This window comes from Gallaecimonas pentaromativorans, from assembly GCF_003751625.1.
Classification (GTDB): Bacteria; Pseudomonadota; Gammaproteobacteria; order Enterobacterales; family Gallaecimonadaceae; genus Gallaecimonas; species Gallaecimonas pentaromativorans.
This window is the reverse complement of record NZ_RJUL01000001.1, coordinates 389,805-412,227: the sequence shown is the minus strand read 5'-3', so window position 1 is coordinate 412,227 and position 22,423 is coordinate 389,805. Positions and strand designations below refer to the sequence as shown.

Annotated in this window: 25 protein-coding genes; 9 read left to right on the top strand and 16 right to left on the bottom strand. The window is 60.4% G+C overall.

All coding sequences use genetic code 11. The features are described 5' to 3' along the window. Nucleotides 1-33: 33 nt before the first annotated feature. The 8 genes from EDC28_RS01870 to EDC28_RS01835 form a co-directional block, all read right to left on the bottom strand. Nucleotides 34-1,860: a DUF885 domain-containing protein gene (locus EDC28_RS01870; RefSeq protein ID WP_211355710.1), complete on the bottom strand. Its 1,827-nt coding sequence runs from the start codon at nucleotides 1,858-1,860 to the stop codon at nucleotides 34-36. 81 nt (nucleotides 1,861-1,941) lie between these two features. Beyond that, the gene (hemW, locus tag EDC28_RS01865) at nucleotides 1,942-3,069 is read right to left on the bottom strand and encodes a radical SAM family heme chaperone HemW (RefSeq protein WP_244946530.1); all 1,128 of its coding nucleotides are present in this window, start codon (nucleotides 3,067-3,069) and stop codon (nucleotides 1,942-1,944) included. A gap of 7 nt (nucleotides 3,070-3,076) precedes the next feature. Then, nucleotides 3,077-3,667 carry an XTP/dITP diphosphatase gene (locus EDC28_RS01860; protein WP_050657960.1) on the bottom strand — a complete coding sequence of 197 codons (591 nt, stop codon included), beginning with the start codon at nucleotides 3,665-3,667 and terminating at the stop codon, nucleotides 3,077-3,079. 35 nt (nucleotides 3,668-3,702) lie between these two features. Next, a complete protein-coding gene (locus tag EDC28_RS01855; protein WP_123420473.1) occupies nucleotides 3,703-4,122 on the bottom strand; it encodes a DUF4426 domain-containing protein in 420 nt (139 codons plus the stop codon). Between the two features lie 34 nt (nucleotides 4,123-4,156). Next, nucleotides 4,157-4,447: a DUF167 family protein YggU gene (gene yggU / locus EDC28_RS01850; RefSeq protein WP_123420472.1), complete on the bottom strand. Its 291-nt coding sequence runs from the start codon at nucleotides 4,445-4,447 to the stop codon at nucleotides 4,157-4,159. Continuing rightward, on the bottom strand, nucleotides 4,447-4,992 hold the full coding sequence (locus tag EDC28_RS01845; RefSeq protein WP_050657957.1) for a YggT family protein: 546 nt from the start codon (nucleotides 4,990-4,992) through the stop codon (nucleotides 4,447-4,449). The genes yggU and EDC28_RS01845 overlap by 1 nt, the downstream gene beginning before the upstream one ends. After that, entirely contained in the window at nucleotides 4,992-5,807 is an 816-nt protein-coding gene (gene proC / locus EDC28_RS01840) for a pyrroline-5-carboxylate reductase (RefSeq protein WP_123420471.1), read from the bottom strand. Before proC ends, EDC28_RS01845 begins: the two co-directional genes overlap by 1 nt. 11 nt (nucleotides 5,808-5,818) lie before the next feature. Then, nucleotides 5,819-6,514, bottom strand: a complete 696-nt coding sequence (locus EDC28_RS01835) for a YggS family pyridoxal phosphate-dependent enzyme (protein WP_050657955.1) — start codon at nucleotides 6,512-6,514, stop codon at nucleotides 5,819-5,821. 33 nt (nucleotides 6,515-6,547) lie between these two features. Between EDC28_RS01835 and EDC28_RS01830 the strand changes: the two genes are divergently transcribed. Together EDC28_RS01830 and EDC28_RS01825 are read left to right on the top strand one after the other, a co-directional pair. Then, entirely contained in the window at nucleotides 6,548-7,582 is a 1,035-nt protein-coding gene (locus EDC28_RS01830) for a type IV pilus twitching motility protein PilT (RefSeq protein WP_050657954.1), read from the top strand. 14 nt (nucleotides 7,583-7,596) lie between these two features. Then, entirely contained in the window at nucleotides 7,597-8,706 is a 1,110-nt protein-coding gene (locus tag EDC28_RS01825) for a PilT/PilU family type 4a pilus ATPase (RefSeq protein WP_050657953.1), read from the top strand. 32 nt (nucleotides 8,707-8,738) lie between these two features. On the opposite strand, the gene ruvX is transcribed toward EDC28_RS01825, so the two are convergent. From ruvX to EDC28_RS01810, 3 genes are all read right to left on the bottom strand, one after another. Then, nucleotides 8,739-9,155, bottom strand: a complete 417-nt coding sequence (ruvX, locus tag EDC28_RS01820; protein WP_123420470.1) for a Holliday junction resolvase RuvX — start codon at nucleotides 9,153-9,155, stop codon at nucleotides 8,739-8,741. Next, complete coding sequence (locus EDC28_RS01815; protein WP_123420469.1) at nucleotides 9,155-9,727, bottom strand: YqgE/AlgH family protein; 573 nt, start codon at nucleotides 9,725-9,727, stop codon at nucleotides 9,155-9,157. The genes ruvX and EDC28_RS01815 overlap by 1 nt, the downstream gene beginning before the upstream one ends. A gap of 130 nt (nucleotides 9,728-9,857) precedes the next feature. Continuing rightward, nucleotides 9,858-10,421: a TetR/AcrR family transcriptional regulator gene (locus EDC28_RS01810; RefSeq protein ID WP_244946523.1), complete on the bottom strand. Its 564-nt coding sequence runs from the start codon at nucleotides 10,419-10,421 to the stop codon at nucleotides 9,858-9,860. Nucleotides 10,422-10,536: 115 nt separating this feature from the next. Here EDC28_RS01810 and EDC28_RS01805 point away from each other — a divergent pair, with 115 nt between their 5' ends. After that, nucleotides 10,537-12,039, top strand: a complete 1,503-nt coding sequence (locus tag EDC28_RS01805) for an FAD-dependent monooxygenase (protein WP_123420582.1) — start codon at nucleotides 10,537-10,539, stop codon at nucleotides 12,037-12,039. A 56-nt stretch (nucleotides 12,040-12,095) separates the two neighbouring features. Further along, a complete protein-coding gene (locus EDC28_RS01800) occupies nucleotides 12,096-13,601 on the top strand; it encodes an FAD-dependent oxidoreductase (RefSeq protein ID WP_123420468.1) in 1,506 nt (501 codons plus the stop codon). A 30-nt stretch (nucleotides 13,602-13,631) separates the two neighbouring features. Here EDC28_RS01800 and gshB read toward each other — a convergent pair whose 3' ends face one another. From gshB to EDC28_RS01785, 3 genes are read right to left on the bottom strand one after another with little or no spacing between them, the layout of a single operon-like run. Beyond that, a complete protein-coding gene (gshB, locus tag EDC28_RS01795) occupies nucleotides 13,632-14,546 on the bottom strand; it encodes a glutathione synthase (RefSeq protein ID WP_419177625.1) in 915 nt (304 codons plus the stop codon). A 27-nt stretch (nucleotides 14,547-14,573) separates the two neighbouring features. Further along, nucleotides 14,574-15,302: a 16S rRNA (uracil(1498)-N(3))-methyltransferase gene (gene rsmE, locus EDC28_RS01790; protein ID WP_123420467.1), complete on the bottom strand. Its 729-nt coding sequence runs from the start codon at nucleotides 15,300-15,302 to the stop codon at nucleotides 14,574-14,576. Then, the gene (locus EDC28_RS01785) at nucleotides 15,302-15,991 is read right to left on the bottom strand and encodes an endonuclease (RefSeq protein WP_123420581.1); all 690 of its coding nucleotides are present in this window, start codon (nucleotides 15,989-15,991) and stop codon (nucleotides 15,302-15,304) included. Before EDC28_RS01785 ends, rsmE begins: the two co-directional genes overlap by 1 nt. A 160-nt stretch (nucleotides 15,992-16,151) precedes the next feature. Between EDC28_RS01785 and EDC28_RS01780 the strand changes: the two genes are divergently transcribed. Then, nucleotides 16,152-16,754 (top strand): hypothetical protein, encoded by a 603-nt coding sequence (locus EDC28_RS01780; RefSeq protein ID WP_211355709.1) that lies wholly within the window; start codon nucleotides 16,152-16,154, stop codon nucleotides 16,752-16,754. On the opposite strand, the gene EDC28_RS01775 is transcribed toward EDC28_RS01780, so the two are convergent. Further along, nucleotides 16,751-17,623 (bottom strand): LysR family transcriptional regulator, encoded by an 873-nt coding sequence (locus EDC28_RS01775; RefSeq protein WP_050657944.1) that lies wholly within the window; start codon nucleotides 17,621-17,623, stop codon nucleotides 16,751-16,753. The two genes, EDC28_RS01780 and EDC28_RS01775, sit on opposite strands and share 4 nt — an antisense overlap. Nucleotides 17,624-17,709: 86 nt before the next feature. Between EDC28_RS01775 and EDC28_RS01770 the strand changes: the two genes are divergently transcribed. The 4 genes from EDC28_RS01770 to EDC28_RS01755 all read left to right on the top strand — a co-directional run bounded on the left by EDC28_RS01770 (nucleotide 17,710) and on the right by EDC28_RS01755 (nucleotide 21,222). After that, a complete protein-coding gene (locus EDC28_RS01770) occupies nucleotides 17,710-18,828 on the top strand; it encodes an S-(hydroxymethyl)glutathione dehydrogenase/class III alcohol dehydrogenase (RefSeq protein WP_464949434.1) in 1,119 nt (372 codons plus the stop codon). Nucleotides 18,829-18,837: 9 nt separating this feature from the next. Continuing rightward, nucleotides 18,838-19,659 carry an S-formylglutathione hydrolase gene (gene fghA, locus EDC28_RS01765; RefSeq protein WP_050657942.1) on the top strand — a complete coding sequence of 274 codons (822 nt, stop codon included), beginning with the start codon at nucleotides 18,838-18,840 and terminating at the stop codon, nucleotides 19,657-19,659. A gap of 70 nt (nucleotides 19,660-19,729) precedes the next feature. Beyond that, entirely contained in the window at nucleotides 19,730-20,272 is a 543-nt protein-coding gene (locus EDC28_RS01760) for a DUF922 domain-containing protein (RefSeq protein ID WP_050657941.1), read from the top strand. Nucleotides 20,273-20,331: 59 nt separating this feature from the next. Beyond that, nucleotides 20,332-21,222: a DMT family transporter gene (locus EDC28_RS01755; RefSeq protein ID WP_050657940.1), complete on the top strand. Its 891-nt coding sequence runs from the start codon at nucleotides 20,332-20,334 to the stop codon at nucleotides 21,220-21,222. A gap of 382 nt (nucleotides 21,223-21,604) precedes the next feature. On the opposite strand, the gene EDC28_RS01735 is transcribed toward EDC28_RS01755, so the two are convergent. Continuing rightward, complete coding sequence (locus tag EDC28_RS01735; protein WP_050657939.1) at nucleotides 21,605-22,402, bottom strand: response regulator; 798 nt, start codon at nucleotides 22,400-22,402, stop codon at nucleotides 21,605-21,607. Nucleotides 22,403-22,423: the final 21 nt, after the last annotated feature.

Genomic DNA, 22,423 nt, shown 5'->3' with positions numbered 1-22,423 from the left:
GCTATTTAGAGCTTATTGCTTTCCCAAGATAAATCAATTGCTTTGTGCCTTAATCCAGGCCTCTGTCTGCTTTTGCAGCACATTGAGGGGCAAGGGGCCGTTGGCGAGGAGCTGGTCGTGGAAGGCACGAATATCAAAATCCTTGCCCAGGGCTTTTTGAGCTTCTTCCCTTAACGCCATGATTTTGAGTTTACCCACCATGTAGGCGGTAGCCTGGCCCGGCATCACGATATAGCGCTCGGTGGCCTTGACCACATCGCCCTTGGGGTTGGGGGTGTTGGCCAGAAGATAATCAATGGCTTGCTGGCGCGTCCAGTGCTGGGCATGGATGCCGGTATCCACCACCAGCCGGCAGGCGCGCCACAGCTCCATGGCCAAGCGGCCAAAGTCGCTGTAAGGGTCCTGGTAAAGGCCAATCTCCTTGGGGAGTTCTTCGGCGTAGAGGCCCCAACCCTCGATATAGGCGGTGTAGTGGCCGTAACGGCGGAACATGGGAATGTCTTTGAGCTCTTGGGCGATGGCGATTTGCATGTGGTGGCCGGGAATGCCCTCATGGTAGGCCAGGGCCGCCATTTGATAGACCGGCATGTCTTTCATGTTGTAGAGGTTGACGTAATAGCGCCCGGGCCGGGAGCCGTCGGGGGCCGGCCCTTGGTAAAAGGCCTTGCCGGCGGATTTTTCCCGAAACGGCTCCACCGCTTTTACATCCAGCTCGGCTTTGGGCATCAGGGTGAAAAGCTTCGGCAGGCGGGCTTTCATGTCGTCAATCAGGGCGGTGGCTTCTGTTAGGTACCGGGCCCGGCCCTGCTCGGTATTGGGGTAGAAAAACTGCGGGCTGCTACGCATGTATTCAAAGAAGGCCTGCAAGTCTCCTTTAAAACCCACCTGGTTCTTGATGGCCAGCATCTCCTTTTGGATACGCTTGACCTGCGCGAGCCCCAGTTGGTGAATTTGTGTGGCGCTGAGGTCGGTGGTGGTGATTTCCTTGAGGCGCCACTGGTAGAAGGCGTCGCCCTGGGGGAATTTCCAGGCGCCATCGTTATCGTCGGCCCGCTTTTCCAGCTTGTCGATGGTGCTCAGCAAACGGCGATAGGCCGGGCCAACCTTGGTGCGCAGGGCATCGGCGGCCTCGGCGTTCAGGCGGTATTGGTTGAGCCCGGCAACCTTGGCTACCTTGGCCCGAAAATCGGCCATCAGCGGGTTGTCCGGCTGGCCGGTCTCGAAGGGGTAGCCACGGGTGAGATTGGCGATATCACTTTTTACGTGCTCAAACACAAAGGCCGGCGCGATGATCCCCTCATCGGCCCGTACCCTGAGGTTGTTCTCCAGTTGGCGGAACAGATCCGGCATCGCCCTTAGCCTGCGAATATAGGCCCAGGCATCGTCATTGCTGTTTATCTGCTGGCTATTGATAAGAAACGCCGCCGGCTCGCTGTGCCAGCCATACATCTGGTTGACCGGGTAGTCGTAATGGCGCCACTTGAAGCCTTCGATGGTGCTTTGCAGCTGCTGGGTCAACAGGGTCCAACTGAGCTGGTCCTGGGGGGAGAGGCGATTGCTGTCCAACTGGTCAAGCCGTTGCAGCATCAGTTGGGCCCTGGCCACTTTGTCTTCTTCGGCGCGGTCGGATATGTCGTCCCATTTGCCCTTGTTGGTGTCCATACCCAGTTCGGTCTGCCACATGGGGCTGGCCGCTACTTCGGCATCAAAGTAGGCCTGGAACAAGGCTTGGGCCCGTTCGTGTAGCTGGGCCTGGCTTAGCTCGGATTCTGGCACCTTAGTGTGGTTATGGGGCATTTGGGTGCAGGCGGATAGCGACGCAGCCAGCACGGCGGCCAGGATACCGGAACGAAACACCATGGGTTCTCCAGGGCTAGGGCTTCAAAGAGCGGCAATGTTAACCCAATGGCGATTTTTTTGTCGGCTGCTGGTTATGAAAGGTTACAAAAATGAGGCAAGCAGCTGGTTAAGGTAGCGATGCCCCTGTTCGGTGACCTGCCAGTGGCTGGCATTTTCCACCATCAGGCCTTTGGCAAAGGCATCGGCCAGTTGCTGCTGGGCAAGGGCCAGCGGCAGGCCGGTGCGATGGGTAAAGTCGGCCTTGGGCACGTCTTCAAAGAGCCGCAGCCGGTTCATAAAGAACTCGAACGGCAGCTCGTCTGCCTCTACCGCCAGCAGTTGGTCCATAAAGGAGCGGCTTGGGTCCAGGTAGCCCTTGGGGTGGCGTACCTTGACGGTGCGAAGGATGCGGCCGTCTGCTTGCGTGAGCTTGCCGTGGGCGCCGCAGCCAATGCCGAGGTAGTCGCCAAACCGCCAGTAGTTGAGGTTATGGCGGGCCTCAAAGCCGGGCTTGGCGTAGGCGGAGATCTCATATTGGCGATACCCCGCCGCCAGCAGCAACTCGTGGCCAGCTTCTTGGATGGCCCAAAGGGTGTCGTCGTCGGGCAGTACCGGCGGCTTACTGGCAAAAAGGGTGTTGGGCTCGATGGTCAGCTGGTACCAGGACAGGTGCGCCGGGTTGCAGGCAATGGCCTGGCGAAGGTCGTCCAGGGCATCTTGCTGGCGCTGATTGGGCAGACCGTGCATCAAGTCGAGGTTAAAGCTTCTCACCCCGCAATCGGCGGCGAGAGCCGCGGCGCGCAGGGCTTCACCCGGGCCATGAATGCGCCCCAGCAGGTTGAGTTTGTCCTGCTGTAGGCTTTGCACGCCAATTGACAGGCGGTTGACGCCGCCTTCGGCAAAGCCCTTGAATTTATCCGCTTCCACGGTGCCGGGGTTGGCCTCGAAGGTGATCTCGATATCGCCGCTAAAGGGAATGCGGGCTTTCACCCCGGCCAGCAGCCGGGCTATGGCCTCGGTCGAGAACACGCTGGGGGTGCCGCCGCCAATGAAAATGCTTGTTAAGGTGCGGCCGCCGGCCAGGGGCAGATCGGCCTCTAAGTCAGCCAGCAGGGCGTCCACGTACTCGGCTTCGGGAATGCCGCCCTTGATGGCGTGGGAGTTAAAGTCGCAATAGGGGCACTTTTCCACGCACCAGGGAATATGGATATAGAGCGAGAGTGGCGGCAGCGTCACCTTATTCCCCCAGCTTGGCCAGCAGCGCCTTGAGGGCCTGGCCCCGGTGGCTGACGGCGTTTTTCTCTTCCTTGCTGAGCTCGGCGGCGGTTTTGGCCAGGGCCGGTACATAAAACACCGGATCGTAACCAAAGCCGCCTTCGCCAAAGGCTTCCCGGGCGATACGCCCTTCCCAGGCCCCTTCGCAGATGATGGGGGTGGGATCGTCGGCGTGGCGCAGGTACACCAGGCAGCAGATAAAGCGGGCGCTGCGGGCATCCATCGGCACGTCTTGCAGCTCGGCCAGCAGTTTGTCGATGTTCTTGGCGTCGGTAGCGCCTTCGCCGCTGTAGCGGGCCGAGTAAATCCCCGGCGCCCCGCCAAGGGCATCCACCACCAGGCCCGAATCGTCGGCAATGGCCGGCAGGCCGGTAATGCGGGCGGCATGGCGGGCTTTGATGATGGCGTTTTCCACGAAGGTGGTGCCGGTTTCGGCTACTTCCGGCACATCGAATTCGCTCTGGGCGACAACGTGCAATTTAAGCGGCGCCAACATGGCGTCCAGCTCGCGCACCTTACCGGCGTTGCCGGTAGCCAGGACAATCTTACTCATGGCACCTCCAAAATTCGGGGCGCTAGTGTAGCACATCAGTCGGTGTAGAAACGGTGGTCAAAACGTAGCGCCAGGGGCGGGCCACCGGCAGGGCGTAGGGTAATGGCAAAGACAAAATGTTCCTGGTGGCTGACCGGCAGGGTTGCCAGGTAATAGATGGCGTCCCCTTCAATCACTTCCCGAAAAGACAACCGTCTCTGGTTGCCCACCCTGTTGGTGGCGGTGCCGTCCAGCACGGCCCTTATCGCCCTGTTGCCGTGGCGGCTATCAAGTACCGTGACGGTAACCAGCCCTTCATAGCGGCTACGCCGGATTTGGTATTGGCCGGCGATGACCGGGGTCAGAAAGGTGGTGGGCAGCGCCTGGTAATGCACGCTGTAGGGGCCAAAGTCCTGCTTTTGCTCGGCATGCAGGCAAAAACTCAGCAATAACAGCAGCAGCGGGCGGTAATTCATGGGATGCCAAGTCGGTGGTGGGCTTGGGCACAGTTTAGCCGGTGAGCCAGTCCCAGTCGGGGGGCGGCGTTAACGGGCCGCAAAGTCGCACCTTCTTGTGGCGCCCCAGCCCACCCTTTTCAATCAGCACCTGGCTTTTGGCGATGCGGCACTGTTTGGCGAGGTATTTGCGGATGTGTTCATTGGCTTTGCCATCCACCGGCGGGGCGGTGATGGCCAGTTTCAGCTCATCGCCGTGCAGGCCGGCAAAGCTGTCGCGGCTGGCTTTGGGCTGCACATAAAGATGCAGGACCAAATCTTGGTCCTGCCATTCAAATGCGCTCATTAAAAACCGATGCCGGTGAGATCGGTCAGCAAGATGCGAATAAAGTACAGGCCCAGCAGCAATACCATGGGGGAAAGATCCAGGCCGCCCATGCTGGGCAAAATGCTGCGGATGGGGCGCAGCAGCGGCTCGGTGAGCTGGAACAGTGCTGCCGCCACCGGGTGATAGCCACGTACTACCCAGCTTAAAATCACGCCGGCGAAGATCACGTAGATGATCAGTTGGAAAATGGTGGAGACCAACAAAATAGCGCCGGTAAACAGTATTGACAGCAGCGGCGGGATGCCGCCACCAAGGAGAAGGTTCAGCACCACCACTTCCAGGGCGCTCAGCACCAGGGCAAACAGCACCGAAGCGGTGTCGATGGGGCCAAGGGAAGGAATGACCTTGCGCAGCGGCCGCACTATGGGCTGGGTGGCCTTGACCACAAATTGGCTGAAGGGGTTGTAAAAATCCGCCTTGGCCCACTGCAACCAGACCCGCAGCAACACCACCATGATGTAGAGCTCAAACAGGGTCTTGAACAAAAATACTAAGGCGTTCATCAAAGCTCCTTGGCCATTTCTGCAGCGCGGCTGATGGCGGCGTCCATGGCGTCTGCAACGATCTTCTCAAGGCCGGCGGCCTGGAAGGATTCAATGGCCTTGGCGGTGGTGCCGCCGGGGGAAGTGACCTGGCGGCGCAGCTCGCGGATGGGCATATCGCGGCGGCGCACCATTTCCGCGGCGCCACTGGCGGTTTGTTGCACCAGTTCGCGGGCGGTGGCGGCGTCAAAGCCCAGCTCCATGGCTTTGGCTTCCATGGCTTCCATAAAGAGGAAGAAGTAGGCCGGGGCGCTGCCAGCAGCGGCGATGATGTGGTCCAGTTCGATTTCGTTTTTCACCCAGGCAGTTTTACCCACGGCCCGCATCAGCATATCGCTGATGGCTTTGTCGTCTTTGTTGGTGGTGTCTGAGGCGTACAGGCCGGTCATGCCCAGGCCCACCAGGGACGGGGTGTTGGGCATGGTGCGGATCATCGGGACCGCTTTGCCAAACCAGGCTTCAAAATGGGCCAGGGTGACCCCGGCGGCAATGGAGATAAACAGCTTCTTGCCGTCATTGAGGTGCGCCAGCTGTTTGACCACCCCTTCCATCATGTTGGGTTTGACCCCCAGCACCACCACGTCGGCGGCTTCGGCCGCCTTGAGGTTGTCGGTGGTGGTATTGATACCCAGCTCATCGGCCAGGGTCTCGAGCTTACCCTCGGAGCGATTGGCGGCGGTGATGGCCTTGGCGGGGTAACCGGAGGCCACCAGGCCCCCCATGATGGCACCGGCCATATTGCCCGCGCCGATAAATGCAATGTGCTTGTGTTCCATGTTCAACCTTGTCAGTTGGTACGGGCACCGAACAGGGCGGTACCCAGGCGAACCATAGTGGTGCCCTCCATGATAGCGATTTCCAGGTCGCCGCTCATCCCCATAGACAAAGTGTCTACCTGAGGATACCGGCCCTTAAGCTCGTCAAAGAGGGTTTTCATGGCGTGAAACTCGCGGTGCTGGGTGTCTGGGCCGGCATCACTGCCAATGGCCATCAGCCCGCGCAGGGTAAGCTTAGGCAGGGCGCTGATGGCAGCGGCCAGGGCCAGGACCTCATCGGGGCTAACACCAGACTTACTTTGTTCACCACTGATGTTCACTTGTATGCAAATTTGGATGGGTTTAAGGTGAGCCGGTCTTTGTTCGTCGAGGCGTTTGGCGATTTTGGCACGGTCCAGGCTTTGCACCCAATCGAAGTGCTCAGCCACCAGCGCCGTCTTATTGGACTGGAGGGGGCCAATAAGATGCCACTGCGCCTTATGGCCGGGATGGGCGGCAGACAGGGCCTGGATCTTCTCCACCCCTTCCTGCACATAATTCTCACCGAACGCCAGCTGGCCTGCGGCCAGGGCGGCAACGACATCCTCGAGGGGTTTTCGCTTGCTTACCGCAAGCAGACTAATGGCATCCGGGTTCCGGCCTGAAACCGTTGCGGCCTTGGCGATGCGCGCTGCCGCGTCATGCAAGCGTTCTGCTATGGTTGTCATGTTGGCCCGCAGTTCAAGAGTGATAACAAGAACATGGATATTACCGAACTCCTGGCATTCAGCGTCAAGCACAATGCCTCTGACTTGCATATCTCTGCGGGCGTTCCGCCCCTTATCCGGGTTGACGGCGATGTGCGCCGCATCAACCTGCCGGCCTTAGAGCACAAAGAAGTGCACTCGCTTATCTACGACATCATGAACGATAAGCAGCGCAAGGAATACGAAGAGTTCCTGGAAGTGGACTTCTCCTTCGAAGTGCCCGGGGTAGCGCGTTTTCGTGTTAACGCCTTCAACCAGAATCGCGGCGCGGCGGCGGTATTTCGGACCATCCCGTCCAAGGTACTGACCCTGGACGACCTGGGGGCGCCAGCCATCTTTAAAGATATCGTCACCAAGCCCCGTGGCCTGGTGCTGGTGACCGGCCCCACCGGCTCCGGTAAATCCACTACCCTGGCGGCGATGATCGATTATGTAAACGACAACCGCCACGACCACATTCTCACCATCGAAGATCCCATCGAATTCGTGCACGAGAACAAAAAGTGCCTGGTTAACCAGCGGGAAGTACATCGCGACACCCACAGTTTTGCCAACGCGTTGCGCTCGGCGCTCCGTGAAGACCCCGATGTGGTACTGGTGGGCGAGATGCGTGACTTAGAAACCATCCGCCTGGCGCTCACCGCCGCCGAAACCGGCCACTTAGTGTTTGGCACCCTGCACACCAGCTCGGCGGCCAAAACCATCGACCGTATCATCGACGTATTCCCGGCTGCGGAAAAATCCATGGTCCGCTCCATGTTGTCCGAATCGTTGCAAGCGGTTATCTCCCAAACGCTGTTGAAGAAAACCGGCGGCGGCCGGGTGGCGGCCCACGAGATCATGATTGGTACCCCGGCCATTCGTAACCTTATCCGCGAAGACAAGGTGGCCCAGATGTATTCGGCCATCCAAACCGGTATGACCCACGGCATGCAGACCCTCGACCAATGCATGAAAGAACTGGTGAACCGTAACCTTATCAACCGCCTCGACGCCCGCGCCAAGGCGGTGGATAAAAACGCCTTCTAAAGGGGGAGTGCGCCATGGACATGAAAAGCCTGCTGCAACGAATGGGCGAGATGGGGGCCTCGGATCTGTTCATTACCTCCGGCCTGCCGCCTTGCTTGAAGATCAACGGCGAAATTCGCCCGGTGGCCGACCAGCGCCTCTCCATGGCCGAGGCCAAGAGCCTGGTGGAAAGCGTGATGAACGAGCGCCAGCTCGATGAGTTTCGTGACCACAAGGACGCCAACTTTGCCATCAGCGTCAAAGGGGTAGGGCGGTTTCGGGTGTCGGTGTTTACCCAGCGCGATGCCGCCGGCATGGTGCTGCGGCGCATCCAGACCAAGATCCCTTCCATCGAGGAGCTGGATCTGCCGCCCATCCTCAAAGACATCGTGATGACCAAGCGCGGCCTGGTGCTGATGGTGGGGGCCACCGGTACCGGTAAGTCCACCACCCTGGCGGCCATGGTGGGCTATCGCAACGAGAATAGCCGCGGCCATATCGTCACCATCGAAGATCCCATCGAATTCGTGCACGAGCACAAGCGCTCCATCATCACCCAACGGGAAGTGGGCATCGATTGCGAGTCTTTCGAGGTGGCGCTGAAAAACAGCCTGCGTCAGGCGCCGGATGTCATTTTGCTGGGGGAAATTCGTACCAAGGAGACCATGGAGTTTGCCCTCGCCTTTGCCGAAACCGGCCACCTCTGCATGGCCACCCTGCACGCCAACAACGCCAACCAGGCGCTAGAAAGGGTGCTGCACCTGGTGCCCCGTGAAAAGCACGAGCAGTTCCTGTTCGACATGAGCCTTAACCTCAAGGCCATTGTCGCCCAGCAACTGGTGCCCAAACGGGATGGCTCTGGCCGCATTGTGGCGGCCGAGATTTTGCTGCACTCGCCGCTGGTTTCAGAGCAGATCCGCAAAGGCGACATTCACCTCTTGAAAGACAGCATGGAGCGCTCCCGCGAGCTGGGCATGATGACCTTCGACCGCAGCCTGTTCGAGCTCTACGCCAAGGGCGAGATAAGCTACGCCGACGCCCTGCACCATGCCGACTCGCCCAACGATCTGCGCCTGATGATTAAGCTCAGCCAGAACGAAACGGGCAAGACCACGTCTCTGGACAACGTCACCATCGACCGATAAAAAGGCGCCCCAGGGCGCCTTTTTTATCGCTGTCAGTACTGGCTTTCAAACCAGGATTCAAGAATAAGGCAGGCCGACACCGAGTCGATTTTGCCTTTTTCCAAGGCGCTGTAGCCGCCGTTCTCAAACAGCCACTCCTTGGCCGCCGCCGTGGTTAGGCGCTCATCTTGCGTTACCACTTCCAGGCCAAAACGGCCATGAAGGCGCCCGGCAAATTTTTTGGCTGCCGCCGTGGTGTTTTGTTCGGTGCCGTCCATGTTGAGCGGCAGGCCCACTACCAGCAAGTTGGGCTGCCAGGCTTTGAGGACTTTTTCCACCAGCTCCCAATTGGGCTGGCCATCCACCGCTTTGATGGCGGCCAGGGGCTGGGCCGAGCCGGTGACATCCTGGCCCACGGCTACACCGATGCTCTTGGCACCATGGTCAAAGGCAATAACGGTTTTGGGCATCAGGCGTGGCCTACGTCGTTGGACAGTTGCCAGATATCAAAGCCCAGGTGTTCGCAGGCTTTTTGCCAGCGTTTTGAGGGCGGGGTATTGAACAGCAGCTCGGTGGCAAAATCGCCGTCGGCAGGCACCAGCAGCCAGGAGTTGTCGGCCAGCTCCTTTTCCAGCTGCCCGGCTTCCCAACCGGCGTAGCCGAGGGTCACCATAAACCGCTCTGGGCCGTGCTCGCCGCCAAGGGCTGAGAGAATGTCCACCGAGGTGGTGACCATCAGCTCCTCACCCAGGGACAAACTGGCGGTGTAGCCGCGTTTGGGGGTGTGAATAACAAAGCCCCGCTCGGGGTTCACCGGGCCACCGGAGAACACATAGCGGCCGCTCAGGGTTTCGGGTTCGTCTTCTTCCACCAGTTCGAGCTGGCGCAGCATGTCGGTCACGGTGATGTTGACCGGATGATTGACCACCAACCCCATGGCCCCTTCGTCATTGTGCTCGCAAAGGTAAGTCACAGTGCGGGCAAAGTAAGGGTCACGCATGGCAGGCGTGGCAATCAGAAAGTGATTTTGCAAACTACGCATCGGCAGCACCTGTCAGAGCTTTCCCCAAGTATGGCCATTTACGACCGGCAGTAAATAGCTAACTTGGGGCGGGCGCAGGCCTTTTCAAGGGCAGGCGGGCCTTGGCGGGTAAAGCGTGACCATTCCCTGGCTAACCGCGCCAACCATCGGCCAGCAAGGTCAGCAGCGCCTTGAGGGTGCCGTTGGGGTCCTGGGTGCGAATGGCTCGTTGGAAGACATCGAGGATGTAATGGGCAATCACCTGTGCCTGCAAAGGGCTGATGGGCGCTTGGCTTGATGCCAGGATGGCGCTGGCCAGCGACGCTTCGTGGCGCAGCCACATGTCCTTGGCGTAGCGGCTGAGCTCAGGGGTGTTGTCCACCAGAGCCATAAAGCTCGCCACCTGTTGCTGGTGCTCGGCATGGTCTACATCGATACCGCTAAAGCCGGCTTCAATCAGCGCCTCCACAATGCTTTGCCCGGGGCGGCGCTTGACCACAGTGTCGATGAGGCCCGCCTCAATGGCCCGGTCTTCATCAAACACCATGGCTTCTTTGGTGGGGAAGTAATTAAACAGGGTCGGCACCGACACCCCGGCCTTTTCGGCGATCTCGGCGGTGGTCACCTGATGGTAGCCGCGCTCGATAAAGAGCAGCGTGGCCATGTCGGAAATGGCTTTGCGGGTGCGCTTTTTCTTCTGTTCTCTCAGTCCCAAGGCGGTCACTCCCCTCTATGGTGCCGCCTATGATGCTTTTAAAATTTAACTTGATCAAATTTTTAAGTGACTATAAGTTTGTGGCGTTCTATTTTTGGCCAACCTGGGAGAGACCTTGCATAGCCAGTTTGATGTGATTATTGCCGGCGCCGGCCCCGTGGGGCTGTTCCTGGCAACGGAGCTGGGCCTGGCTGGCCTGGCGGTGCTGGTGTTGGAAAGAGACCCTGCCGATACCAACCCCATCAAGGCCCAACCCTTGGGGCTAAGGGGCCTGAACACGCCTTCTCTGGAGGCCCTGTATCGCCGGGGCCTGTTGGGCGCCGCGCTGGTAGATAGCGGCGCGGCGCTGGCGCACGTCAAACCCAATGAAGGCTTTCGCTCCGCTGGCCACTTTGCTCGCCTGCCCATAAACGCAGACTGGTTTGCTCCATCCCGCTGGCCCTACCGGCCGGCAGGGCCGGCCTTTGGCACGGCGCTCACCGACCTTGCCACCCTCAACCGGGCCCTGACCGAAAGAGCCTTGGCCCTTGGGGTCAGCATTCGCTATTGCGCCGAGGTGCAGGGGCTCACCCAGCATGACGGTGGAGTTCGGGTGCAGGCCGGTAGTGAGGTTTTTGAAAGCCAATGGCTGGTGGGCTGCGACGGCGGGCGCAGCCATGTGCGAAAACTGGCGGGTATCGCCTTTGAGGGCACCGAGCCCAGCTTTACCGGCTACCAATTGCTTTGCGAGCTGGCAGACCCTGAGCAGCTCAAGCCGGGTTTTCAAACCACCCCGGCCGGCTTTTACGCCAAGGCAGGGCAAGGGCTGGTGATGGTGACCGAGTTTGACCAAGGCCGTTTTGACCGGAGCCGGTCCATCACCCTTGACTATGCTCAGGCCCTGCTGCGCCGGGTCAGCGGCACTGATGTCACCATCAAGGCCCTGCACCAGGCCCACAGCCATACCGACCGCGCCAAGCTGGCCAGCCGTTATTGCCAGGGGCGGGTGCTGCTGGCCGGCGACAGCGCCCATATTCACTCTCCCATGGGAGGCCAGGGCCTCAATACCGGCCTTGGCGATGCCATCAACCTGGGCTGGAAGCTGGCAGCCTGCATCAACGGTTGGGCCAATCCCGGTTTGCTGGACAGCTATGAGGCGGAGCGGCGCCCGGTCGCCAGCCAGGTGCTGGCCTGGAGCCGGGCCCAAGCGGCAGTTATGGCCCCATCACCCCAAGGGCGCGCCCTGGGGGCCCTGTTTAAGGACCTTATCGAGAGCCAGGACGGGGCGAATTACTTTATCGGCCGGATCTGGGGCCTGACTCAGCGCTATGAGCTGGGCGACAGCCACCCGCTGGTGGGGGCCAGCGCCCCGGACTTTCAGTTGAGCGGCAGTCGCCTGGGGCAGCGGCTCCATAGCGGCCAAGGCCTGCTGCTGGACTTTACCCATGACCCAGCCCTTTGCGTCTTTTGCCGCCCCTGGCAGGGCCGGCTCGATTACCTGGCGGGCACTGCCGAGGACACCCTTGGCCTCAAGGCGCTGCTGATAAGGCCGGACGGGGTGGTGGCCTGGCTTGCCGAAGGCGAAGTCGATTTGACCGCTGCCGAGGCGGCGCTGGTGCGCTGGTTCGGCCCTGCCTGAACCTCACTTTTTCGTTTTATTTCCGGGCTAAAGCCCGGTCTTGCAAGGATTTATTCATGAACAGGCTTTTTGACGTCATCATCGCCGGCGCTGGCCCGGTGGGGCTTTTTCTGGCCCACGAACTGGCCCTGGCCAATTGCGCTGTATTGGTGCTGGAAAAAGACCCCAGCGCCCAGATGCCCTGGAAACGCAAGCCTCTTGGCCTGCGCGGGGTCAACAGCAACTCGGTGGAGGCCTTCTACCGCCGCGGGCTATTGGACGCGCTGGTGGACGACGCCGACCAGCGCCCCCAGCGCCCGGATAAGGCCGTTCCTTTTCAGTTTGGCGGCCACTTTGCCGGCATCATGGTGAACGCCAGCCAACTGGAGCTGGCGCGATTTCCCTACCGTTTGGCGGGGCCGGCGCTTTATCCCGCCAGAACCGACATGGAGCGTATCTGTACTGCCCTTAACCATCAGGCGGCCAAGCGCGGCGTTACTGTGGTGTATGGCGCCGAGGTGACGGCCCTGGAGCAGGGCCCGGACCAAGTGGTGGTGCAAGCCGGTGGCCAGCCTTACCAAGGCCGTTGGCTGGTGGGCTGCGACGGTGGCCGCAGCCAGGTGCGAAAGCTGGCCGGTTTTGAATTTGTCGGCACCGAGGCCAACTGCACCGGTTATACGGTGCACTGTGAATTGGCCGACCCAGAGCAGCTGCCCCTGGGTTTTCAGTACACCGCCAATGGCATGTACGTGCAGGCCAGCCCCGGCCATCTGGCGCTGATGGAGTACGACGGCGGCTGCTTTGATCGCAGCCAGGAGGTGACGGTGGCGCATTTTCAAGCGGTGCTGCGCCGGGTCAGCGGCACCGATGTCACCGTCAAGCGCATGCTGATGGCATCCACCTTTACCGACAGGTGCAAGCAGGTGACCCAGTATCGCCAAGGCCGGGTGCTGCTGGCTGGTGACAGTGCCCATATCCACTCGCCTCTTGGCGCCCAGGGCCTTAACGCCGGTATTGGTGATGCCCTGAACCTCGGCTGGAAGCTGGCGGCCACTATCAAGGGCTGGGCGCCGGCGGAGCTCCTTGACAGCTACCAGTCTGAGCGCCACCCGGTAGCCAGTTGGGTGCTGGACTGGACCCGCGCCCAGGTAGCCTGCATGGCGCCGGGGCCTCAGGGTGAGGCACTGGCCCAGCTGCTTCGCGACCTTATCCAAACCGATGATGGCGCCAACCATTTCCTGGGGAAGCTGTGGGGCCTGACCCTGCGCTATGAGCTGGGCGACAGCCACCCGCTGGTGGGGGCCAGCGCCCCGGATCTGGAACTAACAGATGGCAGCCGCCTTGGCCCGCGCCTGGCAAGCGCTAAGGGCCTGTTGGTGGCTTTGGAGGATAACCGAGACTTGGCCGGCCTTTGCCGGGGTAGGGCAGAGCTTGATTACCTGGCGCTGCATGCCAAGGACAATCTGGGCCTTGGCGCCATGCTGATAAGGCCTGACGGCATCGTTGCCTGGGTAAGCCCTGTTGGCAGTCCCCCCGATGTGGCGGCGGCCGAGGACGCCATCGCCCGCTGGTTTGGGCAATAAAAAAGGGCGCCGCAGGCGCCCTTTTTTGCGTCAGGCCCCGAGGGCCTCAAAGAGCCGGGCACAGATATTGATGCCGGTAGCGGCCTCAATTTCCCGCACGCAGGTGGGGGAGGTAACGTTGATTTCGGTGAGCTTGTCGCCAATCACGTCAAGGCCCACAAAATAAAGGCCGCGTTTCATCAGCTCTGGCCCTAAGGTCTCGGCGATGTGGCGCTCGGCATCCGAGATGGGGCGCACTTCGCCGCGACCACCGGCGGCCAGGTTGCCACGGGTTTCGCCGCCTTGGGGAATACGGGCCAGCACGTGCTCTACCGGCTTACCGGCCACCACCAGCACCCGTTTGTCGCCGTCTTTGATGGCGGGCAGGTATTTTTGCGCCATGCAGTAACGGCTGCCGTGCTCGGTGAGGGTCTCGATGATCACCCCAAGGTTCGCTTCGTCGGGCTTTAAGCGGAAAATCGAGGCGCCGCCCATGCCGTCCAGGGGTTTAAAAATTACGTCGCCGTGCTCGGCGTGGAAGGCCTTGAGCCTATTGGCCGAACGGGTCACCAAAGTGGTGGGGGTAAACTGGGGGAACCAGGCGGTAAAGAGCTTTTCGTTGCAGTCGCGCAGGCTCTGGGGCTTGTTGACCACCTTGACCCCTTGCTCTTCGGCCCGCTCCAGGATGTAGGTGGCGTAGATGTATTCGGTGTCAAAGGGCGGATCTTTACGCATCAGGATGATGTCCAGCTCCTTGAGGGGGGCTGTTTGGGGCTCGTCCAGGCGGTAGTAATCTTTGGGATCGTCCTTGACGGTAAATTCGGTCATCCGTGCCAGGGGCTCGCCGTCTTCGAGCATTAAATCCTGCATCTGCATGTAATAGAGGCTGTGGCCGCGGCGCTGGGCTTCGAGCGCCATGGCAAAGGTGGTGTCTTTTTTGGTGTTGATGGCCTCGATGGGGTCCATCACTATGCCGATCTTCATCTTTACTCCTTATCCCAGATCGCCCAGGGTCAGTTGCAGGGCGCTGATGGCGGCCAGGGCTGCGGTTTCGGTGCGCAAAACCCTGGGGCCTAAAAGTACGTCGGTAAAACCGGCCTGGCGGGCTATGGCCACTTCGTCGTCACTAAAGCCGCCTTCGGGGCCGATGAGCAGCCGGGCGCCGCCAGCCTTGGCAAGACTGGCGATGCCGCCTTTGGCGTAGGGGCTCAAGGTCAGGCTGTGGCCGTCAAAGGGCGCTGCCACCCAGTCGCTCAGCATGGCCACCTCGTTTATCACCGGCACGGTGGCACGGCCGCATTGCTCGCAGGCGCTGATGGCTACCTTTTGCCACTGGCCGACCTTTTTGTCCAGCCGCTCGCCCTGGAGCTTAACGCCGCAGCGCTCGGAAAAGAGCGGAGTAATTTCGCTTACCCCCAGCTCTACCGCCTTTTGAATGACAAACTCCATGCGATCGCCCCGGGAGATCACTTGGCCCAAATGGATGCGCAGCGGCGATTCGTTGGCCAGCGCCTCGGCGCCGGTGATAGTGACCTGCACCTGCTTTTTGCCAGCCTCGGTAATGGTGGCGTGGTAGTCGTTGCCGTCACCGTTAAAAAGGCGCAGCACCTGGCCCGGCTGCATGCGCAGCACCCGGCCCACATGGTTGGCGCCGTCTTCACTCAAGGCCAGGGTCTGGCCCTGGCTCAAGGGCTGGGGTTCATAAATGCGCGGGTTTCGCATTATTGCTCCTTGCGGGCGAGTTTGAGGCAAGCCTGGGTAACAAAGGGGTTGTCGTTACCCTGCACCGCTTTGATCTTCTGGTTGCGCTGGCACTCCCAGCTGTTCACAGGGTAGAGGTTGTTCCAAGCCGTGAACAGCTGCCGCTGCTGGCGGGAGATGCGAATGCCGTAGGCTTTTTCCATGTAAAAATAGGTGCGGGCGATGCTGCCTCGGGCCCGCTCCGGGGGCATGGCGCGGCCGCCCTTGAAGTCCACCAGCATGGTGCAGGCGCCGTACTGGTTGGGTTTGCCGGTAAGGGCGGCGTAGCGATAGTTGGAACGGTCGCCGTTCACTTCACCGATAGCCGGTGCCAGGTTGTGAAGGTCCCCTTCCATGCGCTCGAAACGCTTATCTTTTTTACAGGCTTTGCGGCCCCCTTTTTGCCAGCATTGCAGCTGATGGCCAAATTCCCAGGCCGGCATGATGTGTTCCCACTCGATGCGGTTGGCGCGTTTGGGTTGTTTGCGAACCTGATAACCGCAGCTGCCTAGCGCCGGCACGCCTTTTTTGCCGTGCCAGTCGATGTCGCAACCGCAATAGAAGGTTTCGGGGTGGGACTGGTACAGCTCGGTTGCCAGTCGTTTGGCCTTGCTGAAACTTTCTACAGCCAGGCTCTGGCCGCTGGCAAGGGCCAGCAGCACAAACAGCATCAAAAGGCGCATTACGTCTTGGGCCTGTTTTTGTCATCGTTATGGTTGCCGGGCATTGTCCGGTAACAGCCAGAGTCGACTCAAGCTTTTTGCGCCGCCCAGCCAGCATTGCTACACCTTAGCTAGGGCCACAGGCGCCGCTTGAGTGCTGAAAATCTTCATGAAACTCTACGCCTTACTGTCAGAACTGCTGCTGATTGCCGCCTTGGTGAGCTGCGTTATCACCTTGCGCGGCGCGCCTTTGCACCGCGTTATAAAGCCTTTGTACCTGGCTTTGCTGGCGGCGCTGGCCCTAAGCGCCTGCATCGCTTTATTGGGATTTGCCGGCTGGCTGGATCTGGGGTTCAAGCACCAGGTGTTGATGGAGCTGGGAGAAAACCTGGCGATGCCGCTGCTGGTGGGCTTGGTGGCCTGGCAGTTTAATTGCCATAGCCTGCTGCGCTTTCTTATCTTGGTTCTGATGCTTGGCTGCATCGCCAATCTGTGGCTGGCGCTGGTGCTGCTGACCGAGTCCATCACGGTTTTGATGATGGCGCTGATTGGCCGGCGCATGTTGAGCTACCCTGCCATCGGCAGCTTTTACCTGTCGGTGGCGGCCCTGGCGCTGATGGCTTTTTTACCGCTACTGCCGGCGGTGTCCCGTGAGCATTATGAGGGCCTCTTTCATCTCGACCTGGCGCTGCTGGCGGTGTGCATGACGGTGCTGCTGCACGCTTATTTACGTTTTCACCAGCTCGCCGAGGCCGAAGATGAGGCCGATTAACCGGGCAGCACCGCCTGTAGGTGCGCTTCAAGATGGGCGATAAAACGCGCCACCCTCGGGGTTTGGGCCAGGCGCGCCGGGTACAGGGCCCACACCGCGCTTTCTCTCGGTTTCAGTTGCGGTAAAAGCTCCACTAAGGTGCCGTTTTTAAAGTGCTCTAGCACGTAGTAATCAGGCAGTTGCACCAGCCCCAGGCCGTCTAGCGCCGCCTCCAGCAGCACTTGCCCCGAGTTGATGCGCAGCCGCGCGTCGGGCTGAATAGGCCCGGTTCGGCCCTGCCAGTAACCCAGGGTGCCTAACAGGCAGCTGTGCTGGTGCAACTCATCAAGGCTTTGAGGCGTGCCGTGGGCGGCAAGATAAGCGGGGCTGGCACAGATATAGAGCCGGCGCGGCGCCAACTTGCGGGCAATGTGGCTGGAGTCTTCCAGCTTGCCCAGACGAATGGCCAGGTCTATACCATCGGCCACCAGATCCAGGTTGGCGTTACTGAGGATGAGGTCGATTTTCAGCTCCGGGTATTGGCTCAGAAAGCTCATCACCGCCGGCGCCACATAGCGCTCGCCAAAGGCGGTAGAGGCGGTAATGCGAAGCCGGCCTTGTAAGTGCCCCTCTAGGGTGGAGACGGCGTCTTCGGCTTGCTCAAGGCCGTCCAGCAGCGCCCGGGCATGCTGGTAATAAAGCTCTCCTGAGTCGGTTACCATCAACTGGCGGGTGGTGCGCTTGATAAGCTGGCTGCCCAGGCGCTTTTCCAGCGCCTTTAACTGCCGGCTGACATGGGCCACCGACACCCCCAGCATCCGCGCTGCCCCAGAGAGGCTTTGCTGCTCTACCACCGCCACCAGGGCTTCAAGGCCATCAAATCGGCTCATTTTTACCATACTGAAAATCTGTTTTGTAGTTGAGGTGATTATCTCAGCACCAGACCACAATACAATGGCCACAAACCAATAAGGAGTTGTCCATGATCAAATCCCGTGCTGCGCTGGCGGTTGCCGCCGGAAAGCCCCTGGAACTGGTAACCGTAAATGTGGCGCCGCCCAAAGAAGGCGAAGTGCTGGTGCGGCTAGTGGCCACCGGTGTTTGCCACACCGACGCCTTTACCCTGAGCGGCGCCGACCCGGAAGGTATCTTCCCGTCCATCCTCGGCCATGAAGGCGCCGGTATCGTCGAAGCGGTCGGCCCCGGCGTGACCTCGGTAAAAGTGGGCGACCACGTGATTCCGCTGTACACCGCCGAATGCGGCAAGTGTAAGTTCTGCCTGTCTGGCAAAACCAACCTGTGCCAGGCGGTGCGTGCCACCCAGGGCCAGGGCCTGATGCCAGACGGCACCAGCCGTTTCAGCCTGGACGGCAAGCCCATCTTCCATTACATGGGCACCAGCACCTTTAGCGAATACACCGTGCTGCCGGAAATTTCCGTGGCCGTTATCAGCAAAGAAGCGCCGCTGGACAAGGTGTGCCTGCTGGGCTGTGGCGTGACCACCGGTATTGGCGCCGTGCTTAACACCGCCAAGGTAGAGCCGGGTGCCACCGTGGCCATTTTCGGCCTGGGCGGTATCGGCCTTAGCGCCATTATCGGTGCCAAGATGGCCGGCGCTGGCCGCATCATCGGTATCGACTTGAACCCCGACAAGTTCGAGATGGCCAAGAAACTGGGGGCTACCGACTGCATCAACCCCAAAGACTACAGCGACCCCATCCAGCAGGTGATCGTCGATCTGACCGACGGCGGCGTCGACTATTCCTTTGAATGTATTGGTAATGTTGACGTAATGCGCGCCGCCCTCGAGTGCTGCCACAAAGGCTGGGGCGAGTCGGTGATCATCGGTGTGGCTGGCGCCGGCCAGGAAATTCGCACCCGCCCCTTCCAACTGGTGACCGGCCGCGTCTGGCGCGGTAGCGCCTTTGGCGGCGTAAAAGGGCGCAGCCAACTGCCGGGCCTGGTGGAGCGTTACCTCAAGGGCGAGATCCCCATGGATGACTTCGTGACCCACACCATGGGCCTGGAAGACATCAACAAGGCCTTCGACCTGATGCACGAGGGTAAGAGCATCCGCTCCGTTATCCTGTTCTAAGGAGCCGTTATGGAACTGATTGAAAGCCATCTGTGTTTTGGCGGCGAGCAGCGCCGCTATAAACATGGCTCAGCGGTGCTGGGCTGCGAGATGACGGTGTCGGTCTTCCTGCCGCCGGATTTTGGCAGCCACACCCCGGTGCTCTATTGGCTGTCGGGGTTGACCTGCACCGACGAGAACTTCGTGCAAAAAGCCGGCGCCCAGCGCCTGGCCGCCGAATTGGGCCTGGCCATCGTGGCGCCGGATACCAGCCCCCGTGGCGAAGCGGTGGCCGACGATGAAGGCTATGACCTGGGCAAAGGCGCCGGCTTTTATGTCAACGCCACCCAGGCGCCTTGGGCCAGCCACTACCGGATGGACGATTACATCGTCAAGGAACTACCGCCCCTTATCGAGGCCCTGGGCCTTGGCAGCCGGCGCGGCATCAGCGGCCACTCCATGGGCGGCCACGGCGCCCTGGTGCTGGCCCTGCGTAACCGCGATTTTTACGGCTCGGTGTCGGCGTTTTCGCCCATCAGCAATCCGGTCAATTGCCCCTGGGGCAAAAAGGCCTTTGGTGCGTATCTGGGGGATAACCCGGCAGACTGGGAGTCTTACGACGCCTCGCTGCTGCTGGCTGACGCCAAGGCGCCCTGGCCGGTGCGGGTAGACGTGGGCCTCAAGGATAACTTCCTTGAGGAGCAGCTGCGGGTAGAAGCCCTGGAAGCCGCCGCCGCGCAAAGCGGCTCCGAGCTGACCGTGCATCGCCAGAGCGGTTACGACCACTCCTACTTTTTTGTGGCCAGCTTCATGGAGGCGCACCTTCGCTTCCATGCCGCCCAGCTCAAATGACTCAAGGCCGCGTTTGCGGCCTTTTTCTTTGCTGCTAAGGTGAAGGCGTGCTCTCAACAAAGGCCCTGTGATGCTGTCGTTATTGCTGCTGGCTGCCTCGCCCTTCCAAGACCCCGATGTTCACTACCATGAGCAGGTTGCCTATTACCCCATCAAGGCCGACAGCTGGGACGCTTTGCTTGAAGTGGTGCGCCGCCGCCCCGGCAAGGGCAACAAGGCCTGGGCCCAAACTGCCTGGAATGCCTCATACAAAGTGGCCTTTGCCAGCGACCAGCGCCGCTGCTGGATAAGCGCCATGGAGGTGACGCTCAAAGTCACCATCAGCCTGCCCCGCTGGCTCGACACCCCCAAAGCGCTCAAACCCCGCTGGGAGGCGTTCTACGAGCACATCCACCGCCACGAATACCGCCATCGCCAACATGTCATCGACATGATAAAGGCCCTTCGCAGCCGCGCCATGGCCCTGCCACCCGGCCCCGATTGCGGCGCCATCAAGGCCGGGTACCTGCGTATCAAGACCGAGCTTGAACAAAAGCGCGAGCAGCAGGACACCAAACTCGACGAGCAAGACCGGCTGTGGCAAATATCTGAGCAGCAACAAGCAACGGACTGACCCTGGCCGTGGGCCTTTTCGGCTACACTGGCGCCTTTACCTTTTAGTGGACACTCCCCTTGCTGTTTGAATCCCTTGCCCTGGCGGCGGCCTGCTGCTGGGCTGTTGCCAGTCTCTTTTCTGCGTCCGCCGCCCGTCACTTAGGGGCCTTTGCCTTTTCGCGCTGGCGCATGGCTTGTGTCAGTTTGATGCTGTGGTCGGTGTCGCTGGTAAGTGGCGGCTGGCAGAGCCTTAATAGCGGCAGTATTGAGGTGATGGCGCTGTCAGGGCTGGTGGGAATTTTTATCGGTGACACCGCCCTTTTTGCCGCCATGAATTGCCTGGGGCCGCGCCGGGCGGTGGTACTTTTTGCCTGCCATTCGCTGTTTTCGGTGCTGCTGGGGTACCTGGTGCTGGGAGAAACCCTCAAGGGCCTGACGCTGGTGGGATGCATGTTGGTGGCCAGCGGCGTTATGGGGGCGGTGCTGTTTGGCCGCCGCGAAGGGGAGAACCACCACTGGGAGCAAGACAACGGCAAGCTGGCAGTAGGGGTGGCCCTTGGGCTGCTTTCTGCCCTTTGCCAAGCCAGCGCCACCTTGATGGTCAAACCGGTGATGGCCGGGGATATTGATGCGGTGTCGGCCTCGGCGGTACGCATGAGCACCGCCCTTGGCCTGCATCTGTTGCTGCTTTGGAGCGGCGCCGCCATCGCCAAAGCCAGGCTACCCATCAATTGGGCGGTGCTGGGCAAGGTGGCCATCAACGGCTTTTTGTCCATGGGGGTGGGCATGACCCTCATCCTGTACGCCCTTCGCTACGGCGAAGTGGGGCTGGTAGCGATGCTGAGCTCGGTAAGCCCGGTGCTTATTCTGCCGCTTTTGTGGCTGGTGCAAAAAAGGGCGCCGGCTAAAGGCGCCTGGCTGGGGGCCATGGTGACGGTGATAGGCACCATGCTTATCGTTAGCCGCTAACCGAAAAGCCCGCCAATGGGCGGGCTTTTCGGTCTGTCTTTTACTGCTCCAATAACCGGTAGAGCATGGCTCGCACGTCGGCAGGTTCAAAGGGTTTGTCGCAGATGGCATCGCCCCCGGAGTTTGAGGGCAATGTTGGCCAGGCCAACGGGTGTTACTGCTCCAACAATCGGTAGAGCATGGTTCGCACTTCGGCAGGTTCAAAGGGTTTGTCGCAGATGGCATCGACCCCGGAGTTTGAGAGCAATGTTGGCCAGGCCAACGGGTGTTACTGCTCCAACAGTCGGTAGAGCATGGCTCGCACTTCGGCAGGTTCAAAAGGCTTGTCGCAGATGGCATCGACCCCCGAGTTTGAGGGCAATGTTGGCCAGGCCAACGGGTGTTACTGCTCCAACAGTCGGTAGAGCATGGCTCGCACTTCGGCAGGTTCAAAGGGTTTGTCGCAGATGGCATCTACCCCTGACTGCGCAATGTTGGCCAGGTGAGCACCGCTGGCTTCGCTGGTTACCATCAGCACCGGCAGGTGGGACTGATCGGAATGCTGGCGAATGTGTTCGGTCAGCTCACGGCCGTTAACGTTGGGCATGTTGTAGTCGGTGACCACCAAATCGAACATCTGGTTTTGCAGCTTGGCAATGGCGTCTTCACCGTCCACCGCTTCGGTGATGTGGCTGATACCCAGGTTTTCCAGCACCCGCTGAATATGGCGCCGGGCCATGCGGCTGTCGTCTACCACCAATACTCGCAGTGAATGGGTATCAAAGTGGGTCAGCTCCAACTCTTGAGGAGAGAGCAGGTCCAATGTGGCGTTAATGGCGAGCCCGAGCTGCGCATGGGTAAAAGGCTTGGGCAGGATGGCCGCCACTCCGCACTGCTTGAAGGCTTCCAATTCGTCGGGGCGGCGCTCGCTGGACACCAGCACAAAAGGCGTGTCCTTGATCTCGGCTTCGCTGCGCATCGTGCGTACCAGTTCAAGTGCCGTGCCATCGGTGAAGTGCAGGGCGCTTAGCACCAAATCTGGCTTGTTGGCGCGAATGCTTGTCAGTGCCTGAGCCAGGTTGCTGGCTTCATCGACGGTCTCGATGCCTTCACCCGCCAGGTGGCGCAGTATCACTTTGCGTTGGGTGTCTGAGGGCTCGACCAGCAGCAGGGACAGGTCACTGGGTACCAGCGAATGCATCGTTATTCCGCCTTGTTGTTT